Genomic DNA, 20,985 nt, shown 5'->3' on the forward strand with positions numbered 1-20,985 from the left:
TGAGTAAATCTCGTTAGTTAAACGGGTGCCGTCAACCACCCGATGATGTAGCCACACCATGAAGAAGCACGTTAGTGCGTTACTACTTCTAAGCCGTTAGGCTTGTGAGCTACAAGCCACCGAATTTATTCGGTGCGTAGTTGATAATTAACCTTCTTTCTTGACAGAAAAAAGCCGGATTAATTCCGGCTTTTTTTGCTACTAATTTGCATGTTTAACCAGGTTACGTTGATATCCACCTAAAATAACAATCAATCCTAGAATAATTGCTAACCAACCACTGACACTAAAGACATTAAAGCCCATACCAGCCAGCATATCTGTTAACGGATTAACTACGAACGGGCTTACCACACCACCAATAGAGTAAATGGCGACATAAACCCCCAGGGCCATTGACATCGTACTCTTATTAACCGAAATTGATAGTAAGTATGGGAATTGTCCCATCGCAATACTCATCGCAGCACCGACAAAGAAACTACCAATAAAAGCAAAAAGCAGAGTGTGGACGTACCCAATTAATAGATAAGATAATCCATAAATTAGGTAGGAAATGAAAATACTTGAGTTTTTAAAGTGCTTCCCAATAGTCCCAACAATCAAACCACACAACATTCCACCAATCAGTGAAATCGTTGAGGTTAAGGCTGCTTGTGACGTGGATCCTAATTTTTCTTGTTCCACGAATAATGAAATATTGTTATTCAAAACATTATTTAACAACATAACACCAAAGCCCCAGCCAGCTGAATACCAAACATACTTATTTAATTTAATGCCACCATCGTCAACTACTTCATCCTCGTGATCTGAAACATCTTCTAGATGGAAAGGTACTAAGAAGATAACCACAATTAACACTAAAAATGAAAATAGGTAAATCCAATAATTGTTAACCCAAGTACTCATGGCAGCCAATTGACCACCACCCATAATAAAGATGATCCCCCCAATATTAGTAAAGGTCGTCGTCAATCCCATCGTTGATTGACGTTCAGTTTTGGGTAACATTTGAGAAATCAAAACCTGCGATAAGTTCGTACAACTCCCTTGACCTAAACCAACTAAACACGAACAGAATAATAAGAAAGTAAAATTATCATGATAAACTAATGGTCCAAAACCACCCAAACATACGAAGACAATGGCCCAAATAGTCAAAGTCTTTAAATTAATTTTCGTGGTCGATAATTTCCCAATAATTAGTCCAGCCATCATCATAAATAAATTTGGCAATGACGTCAGCATTTGAACCATGGTGTTATCAAGCTTGAAAAATTGGGCGATTGCCGCGTATGACGGCGTAATAGCTAACGCAGCCATTCCCATGGAACTAACCGCTAACACCCCAAGTCTGGTTTTTGAAATGTAAGTTTTATTTGGTAATTGAGCATCCATTTTTCTCCTCCCACATTATCTATTTAAGGTCTTCAACAATGGATAAACCGGCTAAGTGACCTGATGTCCATGAAAAACCAGATGCTAACCCTTCGTATGCCGGATAACTTTGTCCTTCATAATAACCACCCGCATTAGCTCCACCGGTATAGAGACCCTTAATCGGCTTAAAGTCTTTATCCAAAACATGTAGATGATCATCCACCCGGACACCACCAACCGTTCCTAAGAAAGCCACTTGAGCTTTAATCGCATAAAATGGTCCTTCTTCAACTTTAAACATTAATGATTTGGCAGATTTCGCAAATTCGGTATCATCTTTGCTATCAACAGCCTGATTATAACGATCAACCGATGCCTTTAATTCTGCTAAATTAAAGCCTGCGTTTTGTGCTAATTCTTCGAGTGTATTCCCCTTAAAGGCCGTTTCTTCAGCTATCGATTGGTTGACCAACTCGACAAAGTTACCTGGCGTCGTGTTAGCCCCTGGACCCGCTTTAGAAACTTCCATTTCTTTACCATCAGTAAAGGCATTTAAGGTCTTAGTGTCTACAAGAATGTAGTACATTCCCCCAACGTTATAACCAGCATTCGCCCATAAAACAGTGTCATAAACGGTGTCTTCATTAGTAAAACGCCGACCATTAGGATCAACCCACATCAATGGGGTCAATAAGACCCGTGTTAATGGATTATCAGAAAAACCTGCTAAATGCTTGCTTGAAGTCTTTTGCGTTACTTTTGACTTAGCTAATTGAGCTGCATGAATTAGGGCGTGAGGATCGATAACTACTCCCCCAGCTTTCTCCATTGAAAAGAGTCCTTCACCCATGCTAGGAACACCAAGTGAGCGCATCCGATCAGTGTGCATTACTTCTTTGATCTTTTCTTTATTAGCGCCAAAACCTCCCGTTGTAACAACAACAGCTTTAGCATTAATCATTACGGTTTCGTTATTTTCATCTTGAGCAACTAAGCCCTTAACCTCACCATTTTCTGTAATCAAGTCCGTCATCGTGGTATTGAAAAGAAATTCAACCCCTTTGGCTTCCAATGATTTTTGAATATTTTGATAACCCTGGTCCTTATTTTGATACATATGATAAGACCCACCTGCATATGGATTATCACGATGGGCAAATTGGGTGGTGTTGGCAGTTGGATTTAATTTAATTTCCATCCCCAAGCTCTCCACCTCTTCCAAGGTTTCCTTCGCATGTTCCACAATTCGACGAGTTAATGGACCATTATTCAAATAGTGGTTATATTCATTTAATTGTCGAATTGCTTCTTCAGTGGTTAATTTCAATCCTTCTGCCCGTTGTTCCTTCGTATCAATGGCAAAAAAACCACTGGAAATTTTTGTGTTACCACCAATTTGTGGTAATTTTTCAATTGCAATTACTTTTAGACCATTTGAGGCTGCGGCATCAGCAGCTGCTAAGCCAGCACCACCAGTCCCCGCAACAACAACATCCGTATCAAGATTCTTACTCATTTCAATATCCCCCTTTATTAGTCTTGGTCACGCTTACATTGTAAACGTGATAAAATGCACATGTAAATAAGCTTAATTATCTATTTAATTGTCTTAATTTATCTTTTTAAGGGGTCAAAAATGTTTAAACGCTATCATAATGGGGATTATATCGACAGTCCAAAGAGTTATTATCATAAGAATTCTACTAATCATTTTCATATTGAATTAATTGAATGTATCCATCCCTGTACCATTATTAATGGTTCTCGAATAATCATGCTTAATCAATATGACATTGTCTTATCCAGAAACTTCCGACACTTAAAAATTATCAACGGTCCTAATCGTAACTGTATCTACCACTTTGGCACTGACATTGTTTATCCGGAGCCACTAAATGATTACATGATCGGGAACAGTCCCATTATCCATGACCTGATGAATGAACAGGTCCATACCTTAACCTATATTACTTTTAATCATTTAGACGACTTGATTTGTCATCACTATCTGATGAATATTCGTATTTTTAATGCCAAATTAAATGAACCAATTATTGAATTTCAAAACCAACGTTTATGGGGCCTTTTATTTACTGAACTGCTCCGGCACTACGAATCTAAAATTAGTAAATTTGACTCTGACTTTCCCTCCAGCAATATTAAACACGCCAGCAAAATCTCCAAGTCCGGTAGCATCATGTCTTATATCCGACAACACAATGGTAATGTGACCTTAAATTCCGTAGCCACTCATTTTAAATATGAACCAGCTTACTTTTCACGTTTATGCAACAATCTATTTGAAACTAATTTCAGTGGAATACGCACCGAAATTCGAATGGAAGCCGCTAGCGACATGTTACAACTAACCGCTAAAAATATTGACGAGATCAGTGCTGAAGTCGGTTATAAAAACACCTCATCATTTATTAAACAATTTACGCAAAATTGTGGAATAACTCCACTTAATTTCCGTAAAAAATATCATAAATAGCTGTGCCATCAGAAAACTTTTCCCAGTTTGGGTAAACCTGTAAAGATATAAGTGCCGGGGTAGAGCAGTCCGTCAACAAACGGCTGCTTACTCCGATACTGTGTGTCAAGCAGTTCATTCATGGAAATTGTCTGGAGATATGACGGGTCTGATCACAACTGCATTTCTCTCTGCAATTCCTCAAAACCCTTAATATTTCCACCATTCTCGGATATGTACTACTTATAGTGTTTTTGAAAATAGGCTGTTCCGTATCTGCGCCAACAGATACATCCGGGACAGTCTTTTCTTTTTTATTTTCCATCCGTATCCTCTCCTTTCAAACCGCCAAGAATAACGGCAATCAACTCAATGACATTCAGTAGTTCCTCATCCACACTGTTTCCTGCTTCAATTCTGTGAGGACAGCGGCAAGTTCCGTTTTGAGTGCCTTGAATACTCTCTACCACTACGTCCTGATTCAGGCAACGGCGGTAGCAGTATTCCTCTTTGGCAACCCTGATAAGGCAACTACCTTGTTGATGAGGTCATTTTCTTCGGGCGATACCCGAAACCCTACTGTAATGTTTCTCTAACGGTTTTTGCCCCACACGGTCTGCAATCGCCACTGCTGAAAATCCCATATCAATCAGCAGGCTGATATAACTGTGACGTAAGTCATGGATACGGATTCGCTTTACTCCTGCGGCTTTCGCACCTCTGTCTATCTCGTAATGAAGATAACTTTTTTGTGACCGTAAAAATTCGGTCTTTCTTCTTCAGCCCGTAAAGCAACTGCAAATACTCCTGTATTTCTTCACAATGGGTGAAAGTCCCATCACAGGCACTTAGTGATGCTCTGGTCGAAATGTTCAAAGACCGACTCAAACCAGATAAAAAAGCCCTTAGCTATGAGTTTTACCCACAGCTAAGGGCTTCGTTTATAATATGGATTCGTTCAGAGCCACCTGTCAATCATTTTCTAACCATAAAGCCACTGGATTATAAGAATAATGACCGTTATCAATTCGTTATCAAAGGACTTCTTGAAGTGCCGCAAACCCACATAAACACTGGCTTTTTACCGTATTTCAATTTACTCCCACTCAATCGTCGAAGGCGGCTTAGAGGTCACATCATAGAGGATGCGGTTCACGTGGTCAACTTCATTGACAATCCGTACCGAAATCTTCTGTAAGACTTCCCATGGAATTTGGGCAAAGTCGGCGGTCATCCCGTCAATCGAGGTCACGGCCCGAATTCCAACGGCTTCATCATAGGTCCGGCCGTCACCCATCACCCCGACGGAACGAATCCCGGGCAGGACGGTAAAGTATTGCCAGATGCTTTCTTGCAGACCGGCCTTCTTGATTTCTTCACGCAGGATCGCGTCGCTTTCACGGACAATTTCCAGCTTTTCAGGGGTGACTTCCCCCAGCACCCGGATTCCCAGCCCCGGGCCCGGGAACGGCTGGCGCCACACGAGGTCGTGCGGGATCCCCAACTTTTCACCTAGTTCACGGGTTTCATCCTTGAACAAGGAGCGAAGTGGTTCAATTAGCTTGAAGCCCATCTTTTCTGGTAGGCCCCCAACGTTGTGATGCGACTTGATCGTCTGGGCGGTATCGGTCCCGGATTCGATCACGTCAGTGTATAAGGTCCCCTGGGCTAAGAAGTCGGCATCCTTCATCTTCTTGGCCTCTTCATCAAAGACAGCCACGAATTCCTTCCCGATCGTCTTACGCTTTTGTTCAGGATCACTAATCCCCTTAAGCTTACCCAAGAAACGGTCAGCTGCATCAACCTTGATGATGTGCACCCCAAGATCGGCGCTCAGGGCCTTCATCACGGAGTCGGCCTCGTTCTTACGTAACAGGCCGTGGTCAACGAAGATACACGTTAGCTGGTCGCCAATCGCCTTGTGGATCAAGACGGCGGTCACCGAGGAGTCAACTCCCCCGGAAAGCCCCAGGATAACCTTCTTGTCGCCAACCGTTTGGCGAATTTCATCAACCTGCATATCGATGAAGTCATCCATCGACCAATTGGCCTCAGCCCCGCATACGTCAAAAGCGAACTTCTTTAAGATATCCAGCCCGTATTCGGTATTACGTACTTCAGTGTGGAATTGGAGTCCGTACAGCTTTTGGGCATCATTGGCCATTGCTGAAATTGGGCAGTTCTTACTGGTGGCCACTACATCAAAGCCTTCCGGCACGGCAGTTACCCGATCCCCGTGACTCATCCAAACGGACTGTTCCTTTGGCAAGCCCGCAAACATTACGGCGTTATCCTTGATAACTTCAATGTCAGCCCGCCCGTATTCGGAATCATCAGCACCTTCTACCTTTCCCCCGAGATCGTACGCCATCAGCTGCATCCCGTAGCAAATCCCCAAAATCGGAATCCCAAGCTTATAGATTGCAGGGTCAACCGTGAAGGCCCCTTGATCGTAGACACTGTTTGGTCCCCCGGAGAAGATGATTCCCTTTGGGTTGATCTGCTTGATTTCTTCGGCCGTGATCTTGTGGGACAAGAGCTCGGAGTAGATCCCGAAGTCCCGGATCCGGCGGGTAATCAGCTGGTTATACTGGCTCCCGAAGTCAAGCACAATGATCTTGTCGAAGGCATCAAGATTAATGTTTGCCAAATTTTCCACCTCTTTATATTTTCTTCAAACGTCCTAATTATTGTACGGTTTTCACCTTATTTGGTCAATGGTACGGGCCCTATTTTGCTTGATTCCCTGCTAATTAAAAACAATCGCCCCGCTGATTTTGGTTTTAAGCCGCCGTTTGCTTCGGTCGCCGTTAGACTTTCTTAAGAAGGGCTAGCTTTTTCAATAAAAATCGCTAGACTTCTCGCCCCATTCAAGCCAAGTCGCTACAATTGAATGATACCTGAATCCTGACCAAAAGCCTGTTATAATAAGGTCAATTTACTAAAGGAATGATCAATGATGGATATTTACGGAACGGCCACCCCTCACCTACCCCAGCTTCTCGATCAGGTAATGGACCGGATCCGCGACCTCTCGAACAAGGAGGTTGCCAACGATCGGCCCAAGCTGTACGAACACCTGATTGGACGGGTTAAGGCCCAAGCTAGTATGGAAGAAAAATGCCGCCGTAAGGGCTACCCAGTAACGCCGGAGTCCGCTTTAACTAAATGCAAGGACGCAATTGGGATTCGTGTTGTCTGCAACTTCATCGACGACGTTTACCGCTCAATTGACCGAATCAAGAACGCGGATTGGTGCACGGTGGTTGAGGAAAAAGACTACATCACCAACGCCAAGCCCAATGGCTACCGGTCCTACCACTTAATCTTAGACGTTGAGACTGACCTACCTGATTACCTAGGCCAAGCCCCCAGCCACTACTTTGTGGAAATCCAGTTACGGACCATCGCCATGGATTCATGGGCGTCGTTAGAACACGAAATGAAATATAAGCACCACGTCAACGACCCGGAACGGATCGAAAAAGAGCTCCGACGCTGTGCTGATCAACTGGCTTCTTGCGACGTACAGATGCAAACAATCCGCCAGCTGATTAACGAATCAAATTAAGGAGGACGCTTGCTTATGAACATCCTTTTAGCAGAAGATGAACAACAACTCTCACGGGCCCTGGTAACGGCCATGAAGGCCACCGGCTACGAAGTCGACCCAGCCTACAATGGCCAGGAAGCAGTTGAATTAGCCGCCCAAAACGCCTACGACGTGATTATCTTAGACATCATGATGCCCAAGTTAAACGGGATCGAGGCCTTAAAACAGCTTCGTCAGCAGGGTAACAAGGCCTACGTGATCATGCTAACGGCAATGGCCGAAATCGATGATCGGGTGACCGGCCTTGATGCCGGCGCCGACGACTATTTAACCAAACCCTTTTCCTTAAAGGAACTCCTGGCCCGCTTACGCTCCTTAGAACGGCGTAGCGACGATTATCAAGAAGATGTGTTAAACTTCGCTGACATCACCTTGGACAACGACGAGCAGCGCCTGGAAAGCCACAACTCAATCGCCCTCTCCGGTAAGGAAACCAAGCTTTTAGCCTACTTCATGAAGAACCCGGGCAAGGCCCTATCAAGCGAGCTTCTGCTTGACCAGGGCTGGGATAAGGACGATGAAGCCGACGAAACCGACCTTTGGATCTACATCTCTTACCTGCGTCAAAAACTACGATCTGTCAACGCCCACGTAACAATTATTGGTGAAAAAGGAGGGCCGTTTACCCTCGCCCAAACAACCGCATAGGAGGTGGCGCTAATGATCCAAAAATTCCGCCGCCGCTTCATTGCCATGTCAACGGGGGCCCTCTTCATGGTCCTCGTGACCATTCTGAGCGGAATGCTTTCGATTTCTTATTACAAGGCCTCCCAGGAGGTCACCAACGTCTTAAACATCCTCGCCAGCCACGATGGCATGATTGACAAGAAAAATGCCATCCAGATTACCGGTAAGCAGCGCTTTGGCCCCAGCACCAGCCAGGAAAGCCTCTTTCAGTACCGCTACTTCACGGTCTTCTTTGATAAAAATGGCGACATCTCTAAGGTCGAAAGAACCCACATTGCCACCGTTGACCAGGATACAATCAAGGACATGGCGCACTCGGCCTACAAGCAAAAGCGTAACCGCGGCCACACCGACTTTGGCGGCACTACCTACGCCTATAAGCTAACTAAGAAGTCCTCCGGCGCTGCTTCAATTATTTTCTTGGACGAATCGGTTATCATGGCCTCTCCTAACGAATTAATGAAGATCGCCGCCCTCTTAGGCGGTATCAGCCTAATCTTCTTTACCCTGGTTCTAATTGCCTTCTCCAACCGGGCAATCCAGCCAATCATCGAGGCCGAAAAGCGGCAAAAGGAATTTATCACTAATGCTGGTCACGAGTTGAAGACTCCGCTTGCGATCATTGAAACAAATACCGAACTATCAGAAATGATTAGTGGCGAAACCGAATGGACTACCAGCAATAAGCAGCAGGTCGAACGTTTGACCCACCTGATCAACACTTTAATCTCCCTGGCCCGCTTTGACGAACAGCCTGAAATGACCATCACCACCATTGACGCCTCCACGACCGTTCAGCGAGCTGCCGGTAGCTTTGAAACGATGATCACTCACGAGGGGAAGCAGTTCAGCACCAAGATTACCCCAAACATCAAGGTCCGTGCCGACGAAAACTACTTTTACGAGCTGTGCAACATCCTGTTGGACAATGCCAATAAGTACTGTGACGACCAAGGCAAAGTTTCCGTCCTGCTGTGGGAAAACAAGACCACCCACAGCGTCACCCTCGAGGTCGGTAACACCTACGCGGACGGGAAGGCGATTGACTACACTAAATTTTTCAACCGCTTCTACCGCGACGACACCTCCCATAACTCGACCAAAAAGGGCTTTGGGATTGGCCTTTCGATGGCCCAGACCCTTGTCCACGCCTTCAAGGGTAAGATCAGCGCCCGTTATAAGAACAACACCCTCTACTTCACGATCAGGCTGAAGATGGCTAAGTAAAAGAAAAGGAGCGATGACAGTTTTTGGCCATCGCTCCTTTTTTATCATACGTTTTCACGTGAAACTAATCTTCCCGTAGGTACACCCGATCAATGTAGTGGTGCTCCGTTTTATGCAAGATCACGTCGGCCCGGGTTCGCGTCGGTAAAATGTAGTCATTTAAGTTTGGCAGGTCAACGTCTTTCCAGACCCGCTTAGCCATCTTAAAGGCCTCCTCACGGTCGCCCTGGGCGTAAGGATAGTAGTAGTTAGTCGGATCCTGGAAGGCAGTATCTAACAGCATCCCGAACCGTTCCAGATACCACTTCTCTACCAGGCTGGCGTCGGCATCGACATAAACTGAAAAGTCAAAGAAGTCCGACACGTACAGGCGCTGGGTGGTCGGTAGTTGTAAGACGTTAATCCCCTCGACAATTAAAATATCCGGTTTGTAAATTGTTTGCGGACGGTCCTCTAACACATCGTAAACCGAGTGGGAATAGGTTGGCGCCATCACCCGGTCCTTGCCGGCGTTGACGTCGTTCATGAAGGTCAGGAGCCGGTCCATGTCGTAGGACTCAGGGAAGCCCTTGCGTTCCATGATTCCACGCCGCTTCAGCTCGGCGTTAGGGTACAAAAAACCGTCGGTCGTGATCATTTCGATCCGCCGATCCGGCATCAGGCGCTTAAGCAAAATCTGCAACAACCTTGCCGTGGTACTCTTACCAACCGCCACCGAGCCAGCGATCCCGATAATGTATGGAATCCGGCGCGAGGACTTCCGCAAGAAGGTCATCTTTTGCAGCTGCATCTGCTGGTAGTTTTGGTACTGGAGCTGGATCAGTTTAATCAACGGCAAGTAAATATCCTGGACATCGCCCAGTGAAATTTGGTCGTTTAAGGACTTGATCTCATCCAGGTTCTCCTGGGTTAAAAAGGAGATTTCGCTTGGAAAGAAGCTGTGCCAGGTTTGCCGATCAAACTGATCGTAATTAATCCATTCGTCCATTTTTATTTCTCCGTTCGTTTCGATGGCCCCTACATTCTAACATAAGTAATCACGTGCAATCCCGTCAAATAACCTGTAAAGTGTTAGGAAAAAAGGAGTACTTGAATTGACACTTACCGCCAAGACCGTTACCAGGCACCTGCCAGCTTACCAGGAACTGTACCGGCTCTACTTACGGGCCTTTCCCAAGGCGGAACGGGTTCCGTGGTCGTGGCTGATGATCAAGGCCCGCTCTCCCCGGGCTCGTTTCACCGCCTACTTTGACAGTGAAGAACTCGTCGGCTTTACCTACCTGATTACGGGGGCCAAGGTTAATTACCTAATGTACCTAGCCGTTAACGATCAGGTCCGTTCCAAGGGCTACGGCAGCCAGATTCTTGCCTGTCTAACGGCTGCCTATCCAAAAAGGGAGCTCGTGCTTGAAATCGAGCACCCTGATAAAAATGCCGAAAACGCCCCGCAACGAATGGCTCGGCTCCGCTTCTACCTCAGGAATCACTTTCACCAGACTAGCCACCTGTTTGAAGACGGTCCAACAACCTACCAGTTACTGGCCACCGACCCTCAGATCGATCCTGCCGTTATTTATAAGCACCACTTCCGCTGGTTTGCCTGGCCCCTTGGCTGGCTTTACCCGGCACCAAAGCCGATAGAATAAGAAGAGCGAGACTGCGACAAAACTGTCACAGTCCCGCTCTTTTTAGTCACTAACTACCCAAAAGCGGGTCACCCCCGAATAAATAGTGGCGCCCCGCTTTTAATCCAAATTAACGATTAATTATTTGGGAATTTCAATGTCTTGTTGGCGATTTCCGGCGCATCGGTCGTGTAATCATCAAACAAGGACTTCCAAGCATTTTCGGCCAGCAAACTAGTCTTGTCCTTCTTTTGGGCCTTCTTTAAGTTTGCCAGACTCTTTTTGACGTTGTAAGTGTAGCTCGACTTATTGACCTTGGTAAAGTTTGGCAGCTTGTAGAAACGCAAGAGGTCACCATTGATCACCTTATCGGACAAGGCCAGGTCGGTTGTGACGTACTTTTGAATCTTATCGATCTCTTGCTTTTGCTTAGCCGTCATCTTCGTGATCTGCTTTCCAGTGGCGGTGTAGTAGTAATCGCCACCGTACTTAGTGTAGGTCTTGGAGACCCAGTCGCCGTTTCTAAATGGTACGATCTGGTTACGTTGCGGACTTAAGAGGTCCTGACCAAACTGGATATACTTGTCAGAAGAGATCCCCAGCAGATCTTCAATCGTTGGTAAGACGTCGATTTCACCCCCGTAGGTGTGGTCGATGCCCCCCTTCAAGCCTTCCATGTTGATCATGAACGGTACTTTTTGGAACATGGCCAGGTCGTAGTTATTAACCGACTTCTTACCCAAGATCTTGGCGATCGCCGCCTTGTGGTTATCGGAAATTCCGTAGTGGTCCCCGTACAGGATCAAGACAGAATTCTTCCGCAGCCCCGTCTTGTCTAGGTAATTAAGCAGCTCGCCAATTGACTGGTCGAGGTAGTGAGCGGTTTGAACGTACGGGTCAACCGTGTCGTCACCCGTTGTTAACTTCGGGAAATCGGAGTCTTCGCTGTGAATGATGTACGGATAGTGGTTAGTAACCGTAATCAGCTTAGCGTAAAACGGCTGTGGCAGTTGCTCGAGGTATTTAGCTGAGTACTTCAAGAACAGCTTATCCTTGGTCCCGTAACCGACATCGGAGTCTTTGACGGTCGGGAAGAAGTCCTTTGAGAAGAAATACTGGTAGCCAAAGGACTTGTAGGCGTTATCCCGATTCCAGAAGGATGGAACGTCCCCGTGGAAGGCCGCGGTGGTGTAACCAAGCTTCTGCTCTAAGAGGGCCGGTGCCGCCTGGAAGGTGTTTGTGGTCCCATCAATTGTCATCGCCGATCCTTCCGGAAGACCGAAGAGGGAGTTTTCCAGCATCATTTCGGCGTCGGAAGTCTTCCCCTGCCCAACTTCGTGGAAGAAGTTATCAAAGGCCAGCGTGTCGCTTGAGTGGTAGAGCTTGTTTAAATTCGGTGTTACTTCTTGGCCGTCAACCTTGTAATCGATCACCCACTGCTGGAGGCTTTCCAAGTGGATGATGAAGATGTTCTTCCCCTTGGCCACCCCTTCGTATTGAACGTTGGGACCAGCATAATGGGACTTCAAGAACTTCTGTACCGGCGCCAGATCTTTAGCGCTAGACTTGGCCTTAATAGCACTGGTTTGGGTGGTCTTAATCCCATCGTAAATGGTGTAGGCCTCTAACCCCAGGTACTTAACAATGTAGTTAGAGTCAAACGTCCGGGTCAAAAGCTGACTCCGGTCGCTTTCCGCCATTCCGAGGTTGGCGCCAAACAAGATAAAGCCCAGTGCCGTAAAGGTAGCGGCGTAACGAATCTTGAAGTAGCGCATGTCAACCCGGACAACATGGAAGAGGAGGATGACAATCATGATCACCACGTCTAAGTAGACAAAGAAGTCCGATGGCTTGACGATCTCGGCCAAACTCTTCCCCAGGTTGTTTGAGGTTGACCCCGACCCCTTAATCACGTTCATGGTGATGAAGTCGGAAAATTCACGGTAATAGAGAATGTTGGCAAACAACCACATGGACAAGAGCAGGTCCACAATCACCATCACCCAGTAGGAAAGCCGCCCCCGAAAGTACAGCCCAATTCCCAAAAAGACGATTGCACTGGGGATCGTATTGAAGGCTAGCAGGAATTCCTGCACCGGCCCGGTTGCTCCCAGGGTGAATTTTGTTTGATACGCCCAGTAACTCTTGATCGCAAACAAGAGCACCGCTAGAAGAAAGAACCCGAGCTTAGTATTGAAGACTGCCCGGATCTTTCGGAGCGCTGTTTTCATAATTATGTTCCTCCATCAAAAATATCAACAGTCTCTATCATACAATAATCCCACTCATTCGCAATTACTTAACTGCTTTTTCGTAAATGCTTAAGAATTTTCAATTTCCCGGGAAATAAAGTCGGAATAAAACGGCAGCTCCCCGACTTAAATTCGATGGAATTAACCATTTACCTGTAAGGCGCACAGGTGTATGATCAATCCCGGACTTATAATGAGAGAAAGAAGAATATGCGCAATGAAAATTTCCCAATCTCGGGCCAACATCATGCTGGTCATCGTGGCTATTTTATGGGGGAGCTCCTACGTTTTTGCCAAGCAGGTCGTTGATGCCGGTATGCAGTCAGGCCTGATTAACGGTTGCCGGGGTACCTTCTGTATTGCGGCCGGCTACCTGCTCTTTCACACCAAGATCAACAAAATGAGCCGGCGTGACCTCAAAATTGGCCTGACCGCCGGGGTGATTAACTTCTCCGGCTACTACCTGCAAACGGCCGCCCTCCGTTACACCACCCCGGCTAAGAACGCCTTTTTAACCACCATGTACGTGGTGCTCGCCCCCTTCATCCTCTGGCTCTTCTGGCACCAGGCGCCCCGGCGTAAGGATTACTTTGCCATCGCCCTGGCCGTGATCGGAATGGCCCTCCTGTCTGGTATTTCGCCAAGTAGCTTCACCCTGCAACTAGGCGACTTATTGACCCTGGTATCGGCGATCTTTTGGGCCCTGCAGCTGATCTACTTTGCCAAGTTCGCCTCGACGGTTTCGTCACCATGGATTGTCATCTTCTTAATCGGCCTGGTTCAGGGCAGCTTGGGCTGGCTTTGTGCCCTCTTGTTTGAGCGGCCAAGCTTTGCCCATGTCCACTGGGTGCAGGCCCTGATCCCGTTGGCTATCTTGGCAATCGTGGTTACCTTCTTAGCCCAAGGGATGCAAATCACCGCCCAGCACTTCACCACCCCAACGGCGGCGGGAATCATTTTAATGCTTGAATCACTCTTCGCCTCCCTAATGTCAGTTGCCCTAGGCTTCGACCGCGTGACGCCCCAACTGATTATCGGCGGAATCATTTTGATCTTAGCCAACTTAATCATGCAAATCGATCTGGCCAAGATCCCCCTTGCTAGGCGCCAAACACCTAACCGCCTAAATTAACCCTAACCACAATCCCCCCTAACACTTGGATTTCACCCAGGCGTTAAGGGGGATTAATTTATTTACTCAGTTTGGTAGAGCTGACTCGGAATCTGGCTAATCAGCTCGGTAACCGGACCAACACTGGTCACGGTCAGGGCGTGCATTGCCCGGGAGCAAATCGTGTAGACCAACTGACGCTCTTCATCACCATGGTACTTTTCTTTATTTGCATCCCACACGATTACGGCGTCAAACTCCAGCCCCTTGGCCAGATAGGACGGTACCACAATCGTCCCCGGCACTAGGCGCTGATTTTCGGTCTGGATTAGGGTTACCTTTTGGCCGGCCTCCTTCAAAAGGGCGGCAATTTGCTTAGCGTCGGCTAGGGTCTTGGCGATTACGGCTGTCGTGTCGTGTTCAGCCTGGTCGGCCTCCAAGGTGGTTAGCACCTGGTTGAGGGCCACTTGCTCACTCTGGGCGGTTAGGACCCGTGGTAGCTGCCCCGTTCGTTCAAAGGCCTCAATGGCCTCCCCATCCTTTAGGATCGCCTTAGTAAAGTCGGTGATCTGCTTGGTCGAACGGTAGGAGCGAGTCAGCTGAATAACCTTGGTCTTCTCCGGGTCAAACATTGTCCCAAGCTGTTGTAAGAGTCCCCGGGCGTTATTGTGAGTAAAAATAGCCTGGTTTAGGTCCCCTAAGAGGGTGAAGCGGGCCTTAGGGAAACTAAACTTCAGGTAGGCCAACTGGAAGGCATCGTAATCTTGAACCTCATCGATAAAGACGAAGCGGATCTCGCGCTGTCCACGCTTGCCAGTTAGCAGGTCATACAAGTAGAGGTAGACACTGATCCCGTTGGAACTCATTCGCCCATCCTTCAAGGCCGCCAGCTGGTCTTGAACGTAACCATCCCACTCCTCTTTGGTCAGACCAAAATCTGCTAGCTTGACCAGCTTGGGCGTTACCCGTAACAAGTGAATGTATTGAGCGTTAATGTTCATCCAGCGATTGTGGTCGATCGCCTTTTTAATCGGCTTAAAGGCCTCCATCACAATCCGGCGGGCTAGGTACTTATTTTCAGCCTCTTCGTCCTTAAACTCGCCCCCGTGCTCATGATAGATAACATCCAGCTCCTCTTTACTCATGGTCTGGATCCGGTTTTCAACCCACTTAGTACGCATCTCACTGGAAATCCGCCGGTTCAGCATCCTGACCAGCTCCTGCTTGGTGGCGTCCAGGCGATTGCCCAGGTTGTAGTTTTGGTTAAAGGAGTAGTAGAGCTCGGCAATTTTTTCCTTACTAAAGAAGACCTTCTTGTTAAATAGCAGGTTCTTGAAGTGCAGGTGTTTATCGAAACCTAAGCGCTTGGCGTAGCGGGTCACGGCGTTGAAGTAGGTTAGGCTGGACAATAGTTGGCTGGCCCGGGCACTAACTCCCTCTTGGTCGGCTAAGAAGCGCTCTTGGATCGTTGCCACCTTCAAGCGGGGAACCCGCCGGTTGACGTACTGGTAGTAGGTCAGCTGGACCATGTTGTGTTCACCCAGTTCCGGAAGAACTTGGTCGATATAGTCGTTAAAGAGCTGATTGGGGCTAAACAAAATTACCTGCGAGGAATTTAAGTTTCCCCGGTAGCGGTACAAAAGCCAAGCAACTCGCTGCAAGACGGCAGCCGTCTTCCCACTGCCGGCCGCCCCCTGAACGAATAACAGATCGGCGTCTGTGTTTCGAATAATTCGGTTTTGGGTCCGCTGAATCGTGGTGACAATGCTCTTCATCTTGGTCGAGGAATGGTTATTTAAAGCCGCCAAGAGCATCTGGTCGGTTACCGTTTCGGCCGTGTCGTAGAGGGTGACAATCACCCCATCCTCAATTTGGAACTGGCGTTTTAACTTAACATTGACGGTCTGTTGGCCATCTGGGGTGTCATAAGAGACCTCGCCCAGCTCCCCCTCGTAATAAATTGACGAGATGGGCGCCCGCCAGTCATACACTAAGAAGTGGTCCGGCGAATCAGCAAAGGAGGCCAGGCCGATGTAGATTGTTTCGGGTTCTTGGCCGGACTGTTCAGTGAAGTCAATCCGGGCAAAGTAGGGCTTTGCCTCCAGGCGGCGGAAGGTTTCTAGCCGGTCGGCCGCGTGCTGCCAGGAGTTTTCCCGCTCGTCAAGGAGCTGTTGTTGGGCGCGCACCGACATCGCCGTGTCCATCATCCCTGAGTAGGTCGTGGTGTTCATGCGGATCTCGTTAAAGTCGCCACTGATTGTATCAATGTCTTTTTTAGCGGACTTAATCTTTTGGCTCGCTTCCTGTTCGGCGGCCTTAATTTTGTCGATCACTTGGTCCAGGTGGGCCTGTTCACGTGCTTGCGTTGCGTCAGTCAAATCTATCGCTCCTTTATATCCGTAAGTCGATCTGATTATTATAGCACGATCAGTGGAATGATACCCGAACGATGCTTTTCAAATTTTTGTTAAACTTATAATTTGGTTGATGAAATTATTCGCCCTAACTAATGATTACACCTAAAATAGATTTAAACACCACACGAAAAGAGGCCCCCTTATGATGAACCAGATAATCTACGGATTAACCCATATCCCAGAAATCATCATCCCCCTATTTCAATATACCGGTAACTGGGGCTACCTGTGTCTTTTCCTAATTACCTTCATGGAGACCGGGCTAGTCATTTTTCCCTGGCTTCCCGGTGAATCCCTGATTTTTGTCGCAACCTCGCTAGCAGCCGTTTCGACTAACCAAATCCGCATTGAAATCTTACTCCCGGGCTTTTTCATTGCCGCCTTGATTGGTGATACGGTCAACTACCTGATCGGTACCAAGATTATCAAGTGGCCCTGGCTATTTCGGCGTATCAACGGCCCCAACCTGGTGCGGGCCCGGACCTTTTTTGAGCGCCACGGGATTAAAGCCATTATTTTTGGACGCTTTGTCCCCCTCATCCGGACCTTCGTCCCGCTGATCGCTGGATCATCGGCCATGAAACCCCGCCGTTTTTTGATCGGTAATCTAATTGGTTCCGCCTTATGGGTTCTCCTTGCCGGGGTGGCGGGCTATTACTTTGGCTCGATCAGCTTTGTCAAAAACCACTTCTCCTTAGTCTTATTGGCAATTATCTGCCTTTCCTTTTTACCAGCCGCCATTGTCTGGGGAATTAATCGCCTGCGCCGTCACATTATCAAGAAAAGGGGACCCTTTTAAGATCCTGGCCCCCGCATTGACTAACAATTTCTGGTATACTTACCTTTAAATGACAGGCGCTAACAACACATTCAGCAAGCGCCATTCAGTAAATTAAAACGATTGCGAGGAATACTTATCTATGGCAATTAACGTCTACTTTGTTCGCCATGGCCAAACCTACTTTAACCTCTACCATCGGATGCAGGGCTGGTCTGATTCACCACTAACCGAAAAGGGGCTTGCTGATGCCGCCCGGGCAGGAAAGGCCTTAGCTAAGATTAACTTTGACTACGCCTTTTCTTCAGACCTGAAGCGGACAGTGGAAACAGCGCATGAACTATTAGCCAACCACCCGGGAACGCTTAAAGACGCCACCCCCGATGCAGCTTGGCGTGAGGAATTCTTCGGCTACTTTGAAGGGCTCAACTCCGATGCCTCCTCCTTCACAATTTCCCGCCAGTACCGGACTTTTGAAGAGATGATCGTAAACTACGGGGTCGAAACCACCCGCAATAAGATTGCCGCTACCGATCCCTTTGAGCAGGCTGAAGACAACGAGACTTTTTGGAAGCGGCTGGAACCGGGCTTTCAAACCCTGCGCAAGCTCCCGGATGGTTCCAACGTTCTTGTGGTCTCCCACGGGATGACGATCCGTTCAATCGGCAGCCGCTTTGGCAAGGGGGCTGAATTTACCGCTCAACCACAAAACGGCGCCTTAACCAAGCTAGTCTTAGATCAAGGCGGCGCCCACTTTGCCTTTTATAACCAACTCCAGGTTCCTGAATAGATAGAGATAGATAGGGGGAAATTTCACCTCAATGGATACTGCCATTCCCAGTGAAAAAGTGATTATCATTGGCTTGAACACTGGCCAACAAAACTACGAATACTCAATGCTTGAACTTGCCGAGCTGGCTCAAGCCAACCACATGGAAGTTATCGACCGCCTTGACCAGACCCTCGACCGGCCTAACGCTGCCACCTACTTTGGTAAGGGAAAGGTCGAGGAATTAACCCAGTTTGTCACCGCTGAACAGGCGACCACCATCGTCGCTAACGACGAACTCACTCCGAGCCAGCTGGCCAATCTGACCGAAGCCACCGGTGTCCGGGTAATCGACCGGACCGCCTTGATCTTAGAGATCTTTGCTCAACGGGCCCAAAGCCGGGAAGCCAAAATTCAGGTTCAAATCGCCCAGCTCCAGTACCGCCTGCCCCGATTACACACGGCGGCTAACCAGTCCTTAGACCAGCAAACCGGTGGGGGGGCCGGCTTTGCCAACCGTGGTTCTGGGGAAACCCAGATCGAAATGGACCGCCGGGTGATCCAAAAGCAAATCAGCCACCTGCGCAACGAGCTCAAGGAAATCACCAAGTCCGAAGAAACCAAACGGGCTAAGCGCAACCGGGCAACCATTCCGACCGCGGCCCTCGTCGGCTATACCAACGCTGGTAAGTCAACGATCATGAACCAGTTGGTTGACCGCTACGGGGTGTCAGCTGAAAAGAAGGTCTTTGAAAAGGACATGCTCTTTGCCACCCTGGACACATCAGTCCGCCAGTTAACCCTGCCGGACCAAAAGCGTTTTCTGTTATCTGATACGGTCGGTTTCGTTTCTAAGTTACCAACCCACCTGATCGAGGCCTTCAAGTCAACTCTAGCTGAAGCGGCCAGCGCCAATCTGCTGATTCAGGTGATTGACTACTCCGACCCCCACCACGAAGAAATGATGGCTACCACCGATGAAACCCTGCGTCAAATCGGGATCGAAAATATCCCAATGGTCTACGTCTTTAACAAGGCTGATAAGACCGATATTGCTTTTCCAACCATGGAGGGGGAAAACCGGATCATTGTTTCGGCCAAGCAGGAGCCTTCTATCGACCTGATTGTCAAGGTCATCCGCCAGCACCTCTTCAAGGACTACCAGGAAGCTACCCTGCTGGTCCCCTTTGCCGACGGCCACGTGGTTTCCTACTTAAACGAACATGCCAACATCTTGGATACCGACTACCTGCCCGACGGTACCAAGCTCCGGCTTGAAATTGCCCCCCAGGATCTGCAGCGATTCCAAAAGTACTTACTAAGTGAATAAATAACGAACCCCCGAAGTTGGACTCTTTATCCAACTTCGGGGGTTCGTTTCGATGCTGAAACCTCTTTTTATTCTGCTATTTGCCAGCCCCACCTTCATTATCGGCTTCCCCGCTGGCCCACACCTTAGTGGCATAAACTGAATTGAACAAGAGGGCGGCCTGCAAGGCAACTTGCGACAGGTTGGCTCCCAAGGAACCAATTTGGGTCGCCCCAATCATTACCTGAACGGCCAAAATCCCCCAGTAAATGATGTTAGCTAGGTTAACCACAATCCAAAGCGACCAGTTTTCTTGGAACTTGAGGATATACAGCACCTGTGCAATGAAGGAGACGACAAAGTTAATCGAATCAAAGTACGGTAACTGACCATGAACCTGTGCTAAGATCCACCAGCCTAGTGCCCAGGCAACAAAGGCCCCACCAAAGATTAAGAACCGGGTCTGCGCGGAAAAACGCTTGGTGGCCTCATCGTGCCCCCACATGAACCAGCCAATCGGTTGGGAGATCACGTAGAAGATGTCCATGGCAAACGAGCCGTAAGCGTGCGAGATCCAGGCTACGTAGGTCATCGCCAAGCACTGAATGACCCCAAAGATGAATGAAATCTTACGCCCCTTCATTCCGTAAACCAGGCATAGGGTCCCAAAGATCCCTGAAATCATCCCGATCACACTGTCAGGTGCAATTAGGTACACGATCACTTGTAGGGCGATCAGGATGCTGACGTACCCAACCTCAAACGGTTTCCAATTGGTAAAAAGCTGGTTATACCACCAGCCGTGGCTTTGCTTTTCCATTAGACTCCTCCTTGTCAACAACAATCATTAATATCAATACCATCATAATCGGGGCGTTCCGCTTTTAATGACAACTTTAGGCAGAAGTCCCGTGACTTTAGTCATGGGATGAATGCCCCTACTCAACGTCCTTAATGGGCGTTTTCTTTTTGCTCAGCATTGTATTTTTGATCGTTGATATATTTCTCAACGACTTCCTTGCTCATGTTGCCAAGCGTACTCATGTAGTAACTTGAAGACCAGAGATGACCGCCCCAGTATTGCGACTGACGAATCTCAGGGTGTCGTTGCAAGAAAATAAAAGCACTTCGCCCTTTGAGGGCTTTGATTGCACTGGCCGGGGCTTTGCTAGGAGCAAAACTAATCAGCACATGGACATAATCGAGCATGATTTCTATTTTTTCGATTGTAATCTGATTATCGTTAGCAACCTGTTGTAAGATTTCCTTCATTTCATTAGCTAAATTTTCGTCACTAAAAGTAGCATGACGATACTTGGTTACCCAAATGAGGTGGTAGTG

17 protein-coding genes are annotated in these 20,985 nt (G+C 47.8%); 9 read left to right on the forward strand and 8 right to left on the reverse strand.

The window, feature by feature from the left end; genetic code table 11:
• Positions 1-201 precede the first annotated feature (201 nt).
• Both AOQ57_RS06755 and AOQ57_RS06760 read right to left on the reverse strand, forming a co-directional pair.
• A complete protein-coding gene (locus AOQ57_RS06755) occupies positions 202-1,401 on the reverse strand; it encodes an MFS transporter (protein ID WP_093626459.1) in 1,200 nt (399 codons plus the stop codon).
• Between the two features lie 19 nt (positions 1,402-1,420).
• Positions 1,421-2,899, reverse strand: coding sequence for an FAD-dependent oxidoreductase (locus AOQ57_RS06760; RefSeq protein ID WP_093626461.1), 1,479 nt, complete (start codon positions 2,897-2,899; stop codon positions 1,421-1,423).
• A gap of 120 nt (positions 2,900-3,019) precedes the next feature.
• On the opposite strand from AOQ57_RS06760, the gene AOQ57_RS06765 reads away from it, so the two are divergent.
• Positions 3,020-3,877, forward strand: coding sequence for a helix-turn-helix domain-containing protein (locus tag AOQ57_RS06765; RefSeq protein ID WP_093626463.1), 858 nt, complete (start codon positions 3,020-3,022; stop codon positions 3,875-3,877).
• A gap of 1,075 nt (positions 3,878-4,952) precedes the next feature.
• Here the strand turns inward: AOQ57_RS06765 and guaA are convergent.
• Complete coding sequence (gene guaA / locus AOQ57_RS06785) at positions 4,953-6,506, reverse strand: glutamine-hydrolyzing GMP synthase (RefSeq protein WP_093626465.1); 1,554 nt, start codon at positions 6,504-6,506, stop codon at positions 4,953-4,955.
• Between the two features lie 309 nt (positions 6,507-6,815).
• On the opposite strand from guaA, the gene AOQ57_RS06790 reads away from it, so the two are divergent.
• From AOQ57_RS06790 to AOQ57_RS06800, 3 genes are read left to right on the forward strand one after another with little or no spacing between them, the layout of a single operon-like run.
• Positions 6,816-7,427 (forward strand): GTP pyrophosphokinase, encoded by a 612-nt coding sequence (locus AOQ57_RS06790; RefSeq protein ID WP_093626467.1) that lies wholly within the window; start codon positions 6,816-6,818, stop codon positions 7,425-7,427.
• A gap of 15 nt (positions 7,428-7,442) precedes the next feature.
• The gene (locus AOQ57_RS06795) at positions 7,443-8,117 is read left to right on the forward strand and encodes a response regulator transcription factor (RefSeq protein WP_093626469.1); all 675 of its coding nucleotides are present in this window, start codon (positions 7,443-7,445) and stop codon (positions 8,115-8,117) included.
• Between the two features lie 12 nt (positions 8,118-8,129).
• Positions 8,130-9,383: a sensor histidine kinase gene (locus tag AOQ57_RS06800; protein ID WP_093626471.1), complete on the forward strand. Its 1,254-nt coding sequence runs from the start codon at positions 8,130-8,132 to the stop codon at positions 9,381-9,383.
• A 64-nt stretch (positions 9,384-9,447) separates the two neighbouring features.
• Here the strand turns inward: AOQ57_RS06800 and coaA are convergent, their stop codons facing one another.
• On the reverse strand, positions 9,448-10,371 hold the full coding sequence (gene coaA, locus AOQ57_RS06805) for a type I pantothenate kinase (protein ID WP_093626473.1): 924 nt from the start codon (positions 10,369-10,371) through the stop codon (positions 9,448-9,450).
• 106 nt (positions 10,372-10,477) lie between these two features.
• Between coaA and AOQ57_RS06810 the strand changes: the two genes are divergently transcribed.
• Positions 10,478-11,029 carry a GNAT family N-acetyltransferase gene (locus AOQ57_RS06810; protein WP_093626475.1) on the forward strand — a complete coding sequence of 184 codons (552 nt, stop codon included), beginning with the start codon at positions 10,478-10,480 and terminating at the stop codon, positions 11,027-11,029.
• Positions 11,030-11,145: 116 nt separating this feature from the next.
• Here the strand turns inward: AOQ57_RS06810 and AOQ57_RS06815 are convergent, their stop codons facing one another.
• Positions 11,146-13,239 carry an LTA synthase family protein gene (locus tag AOQ57_RS06815; protein ID WP_093626477.1) on the reverse strand — a complete coding sequence of 698 codons (2,094 nt, stop codon included), beginning with the start codon at positions 13,237-13,239 and terminating at the stop codon, positions 11,146-11,148.
• 238 nt (positions 13,240-13,477) lie between these two features.
• Here AOQ57_RS06815 and AOQ57_RS06820 point away from each other — a divergent pair, with 238 nt between their 5' ends.
• Entirely contained in the window at positions 13,478-14,392 is a 915-nt protein-coding gene (locus AOQ57_RS06820) for a DMT family transporter (RefSeq protein WP_093626479.1), read from the forward strand.
• 62 nt (positions 14,393-14,454) lie between these two features.
• Here AOQ57_RS06820 and helD read toward each other — a convergent pair whose 3' ends face one another.
• Positions 14,455-16,749, reverse strand: coding sequence for an RNA polymerase recycling motor HelD (gene helD / locus AOQ57_RS06825; RefSeq protein WP_093626481.1), 2,295 nt, complete (start codon positions 16,747-16,749; stop codon positions 14,455-14,457).
• A gap of 181 nt (positions 16,750-16,930) precedes the next feature.
• Between helD and AOQ57_RS06830 the strand changes: the two genes are divergently transcribed.
• From AOQ57_RS06830 to hflX, 3 genes are all read left to right on the forward strand, one after another.
• Positions 16,931-17,587: a VTT domain-containing protein gene (locus AOQ57_RS06830; protein ID WP_093626483.1), complete on the forward strand. Its 657-nt coding sequence runs from the start codon at positions 16,931-16,933 to the stop codon at positions 17,585-17,587.
• A 121-nt stretch (positions 17,588-17,708) separates the two neighbouring features.
• The gene (locus AOQ57_RS06835; protein ID WP_093626485.1) at positions 17,709-18,356 is read left to right on the forward strand and encodes a histidine phosphatase family protein; all 648 of its coding nucleotides are present in this window, start codon (positions 17,709-17,711) and stop codon (positions 18,354-18,356) included.
• A 31-nt stretch (positions 18,357-18,387) separates the two neighbouring features.
• Positions 18,388-19,665, forward strand: a complete 1,278-nt coding sequence (hflX, locus tag AOQ57_RS06840; RefSeq protein ID WP_093626487.1) for a GTPase HflX — start codon at positions 18,388-18,390, stop codon at positions 19,663-19,665.
• A 76-nt stretch (positions 19,666-19,741) separates the two neighbouring features.
• Here the strand turns inward: hflX and pnuC are convergent, their stop codons facing one another.
• Together pnuC and tnpA are read right to left on the reverse strand one after the other, a co-directional pair.
• Positions 19,742-20,464: a nicotinamide riboside transporter PnuC gene (gene pnuC, locus AOQ57_RS06845; RefSeq protein ID WP_093626488.1), complete on the reverse strand. Its 723-nt coding sequence runs from the start codon at positions 20,462-20,464 to the stop codon at positions 19,742-19,744.
• Between the two features lie 131 nt (positions 20,465-20,595).
• Positions 20,596-20,985 (reverse strand): IS200/IS605 family transposase (gene tnpA, locus AOQ57_RS06850; protein WP_093626490.1); only part of this gene is annotated, 390 nt, incomplete at its 5' end.

Origin of the sequence: Limosilactobacillus gorillae, from assembly GCF_001293735.1 — a bacterium.
GTDB classification, from domain to species: domain Bacteria; phylum Bacillota; class Bacilli; order Lactobacillales; family Lactobacillaceae; genus Limosilactobacillus; species Limosilactobacillus gorillae.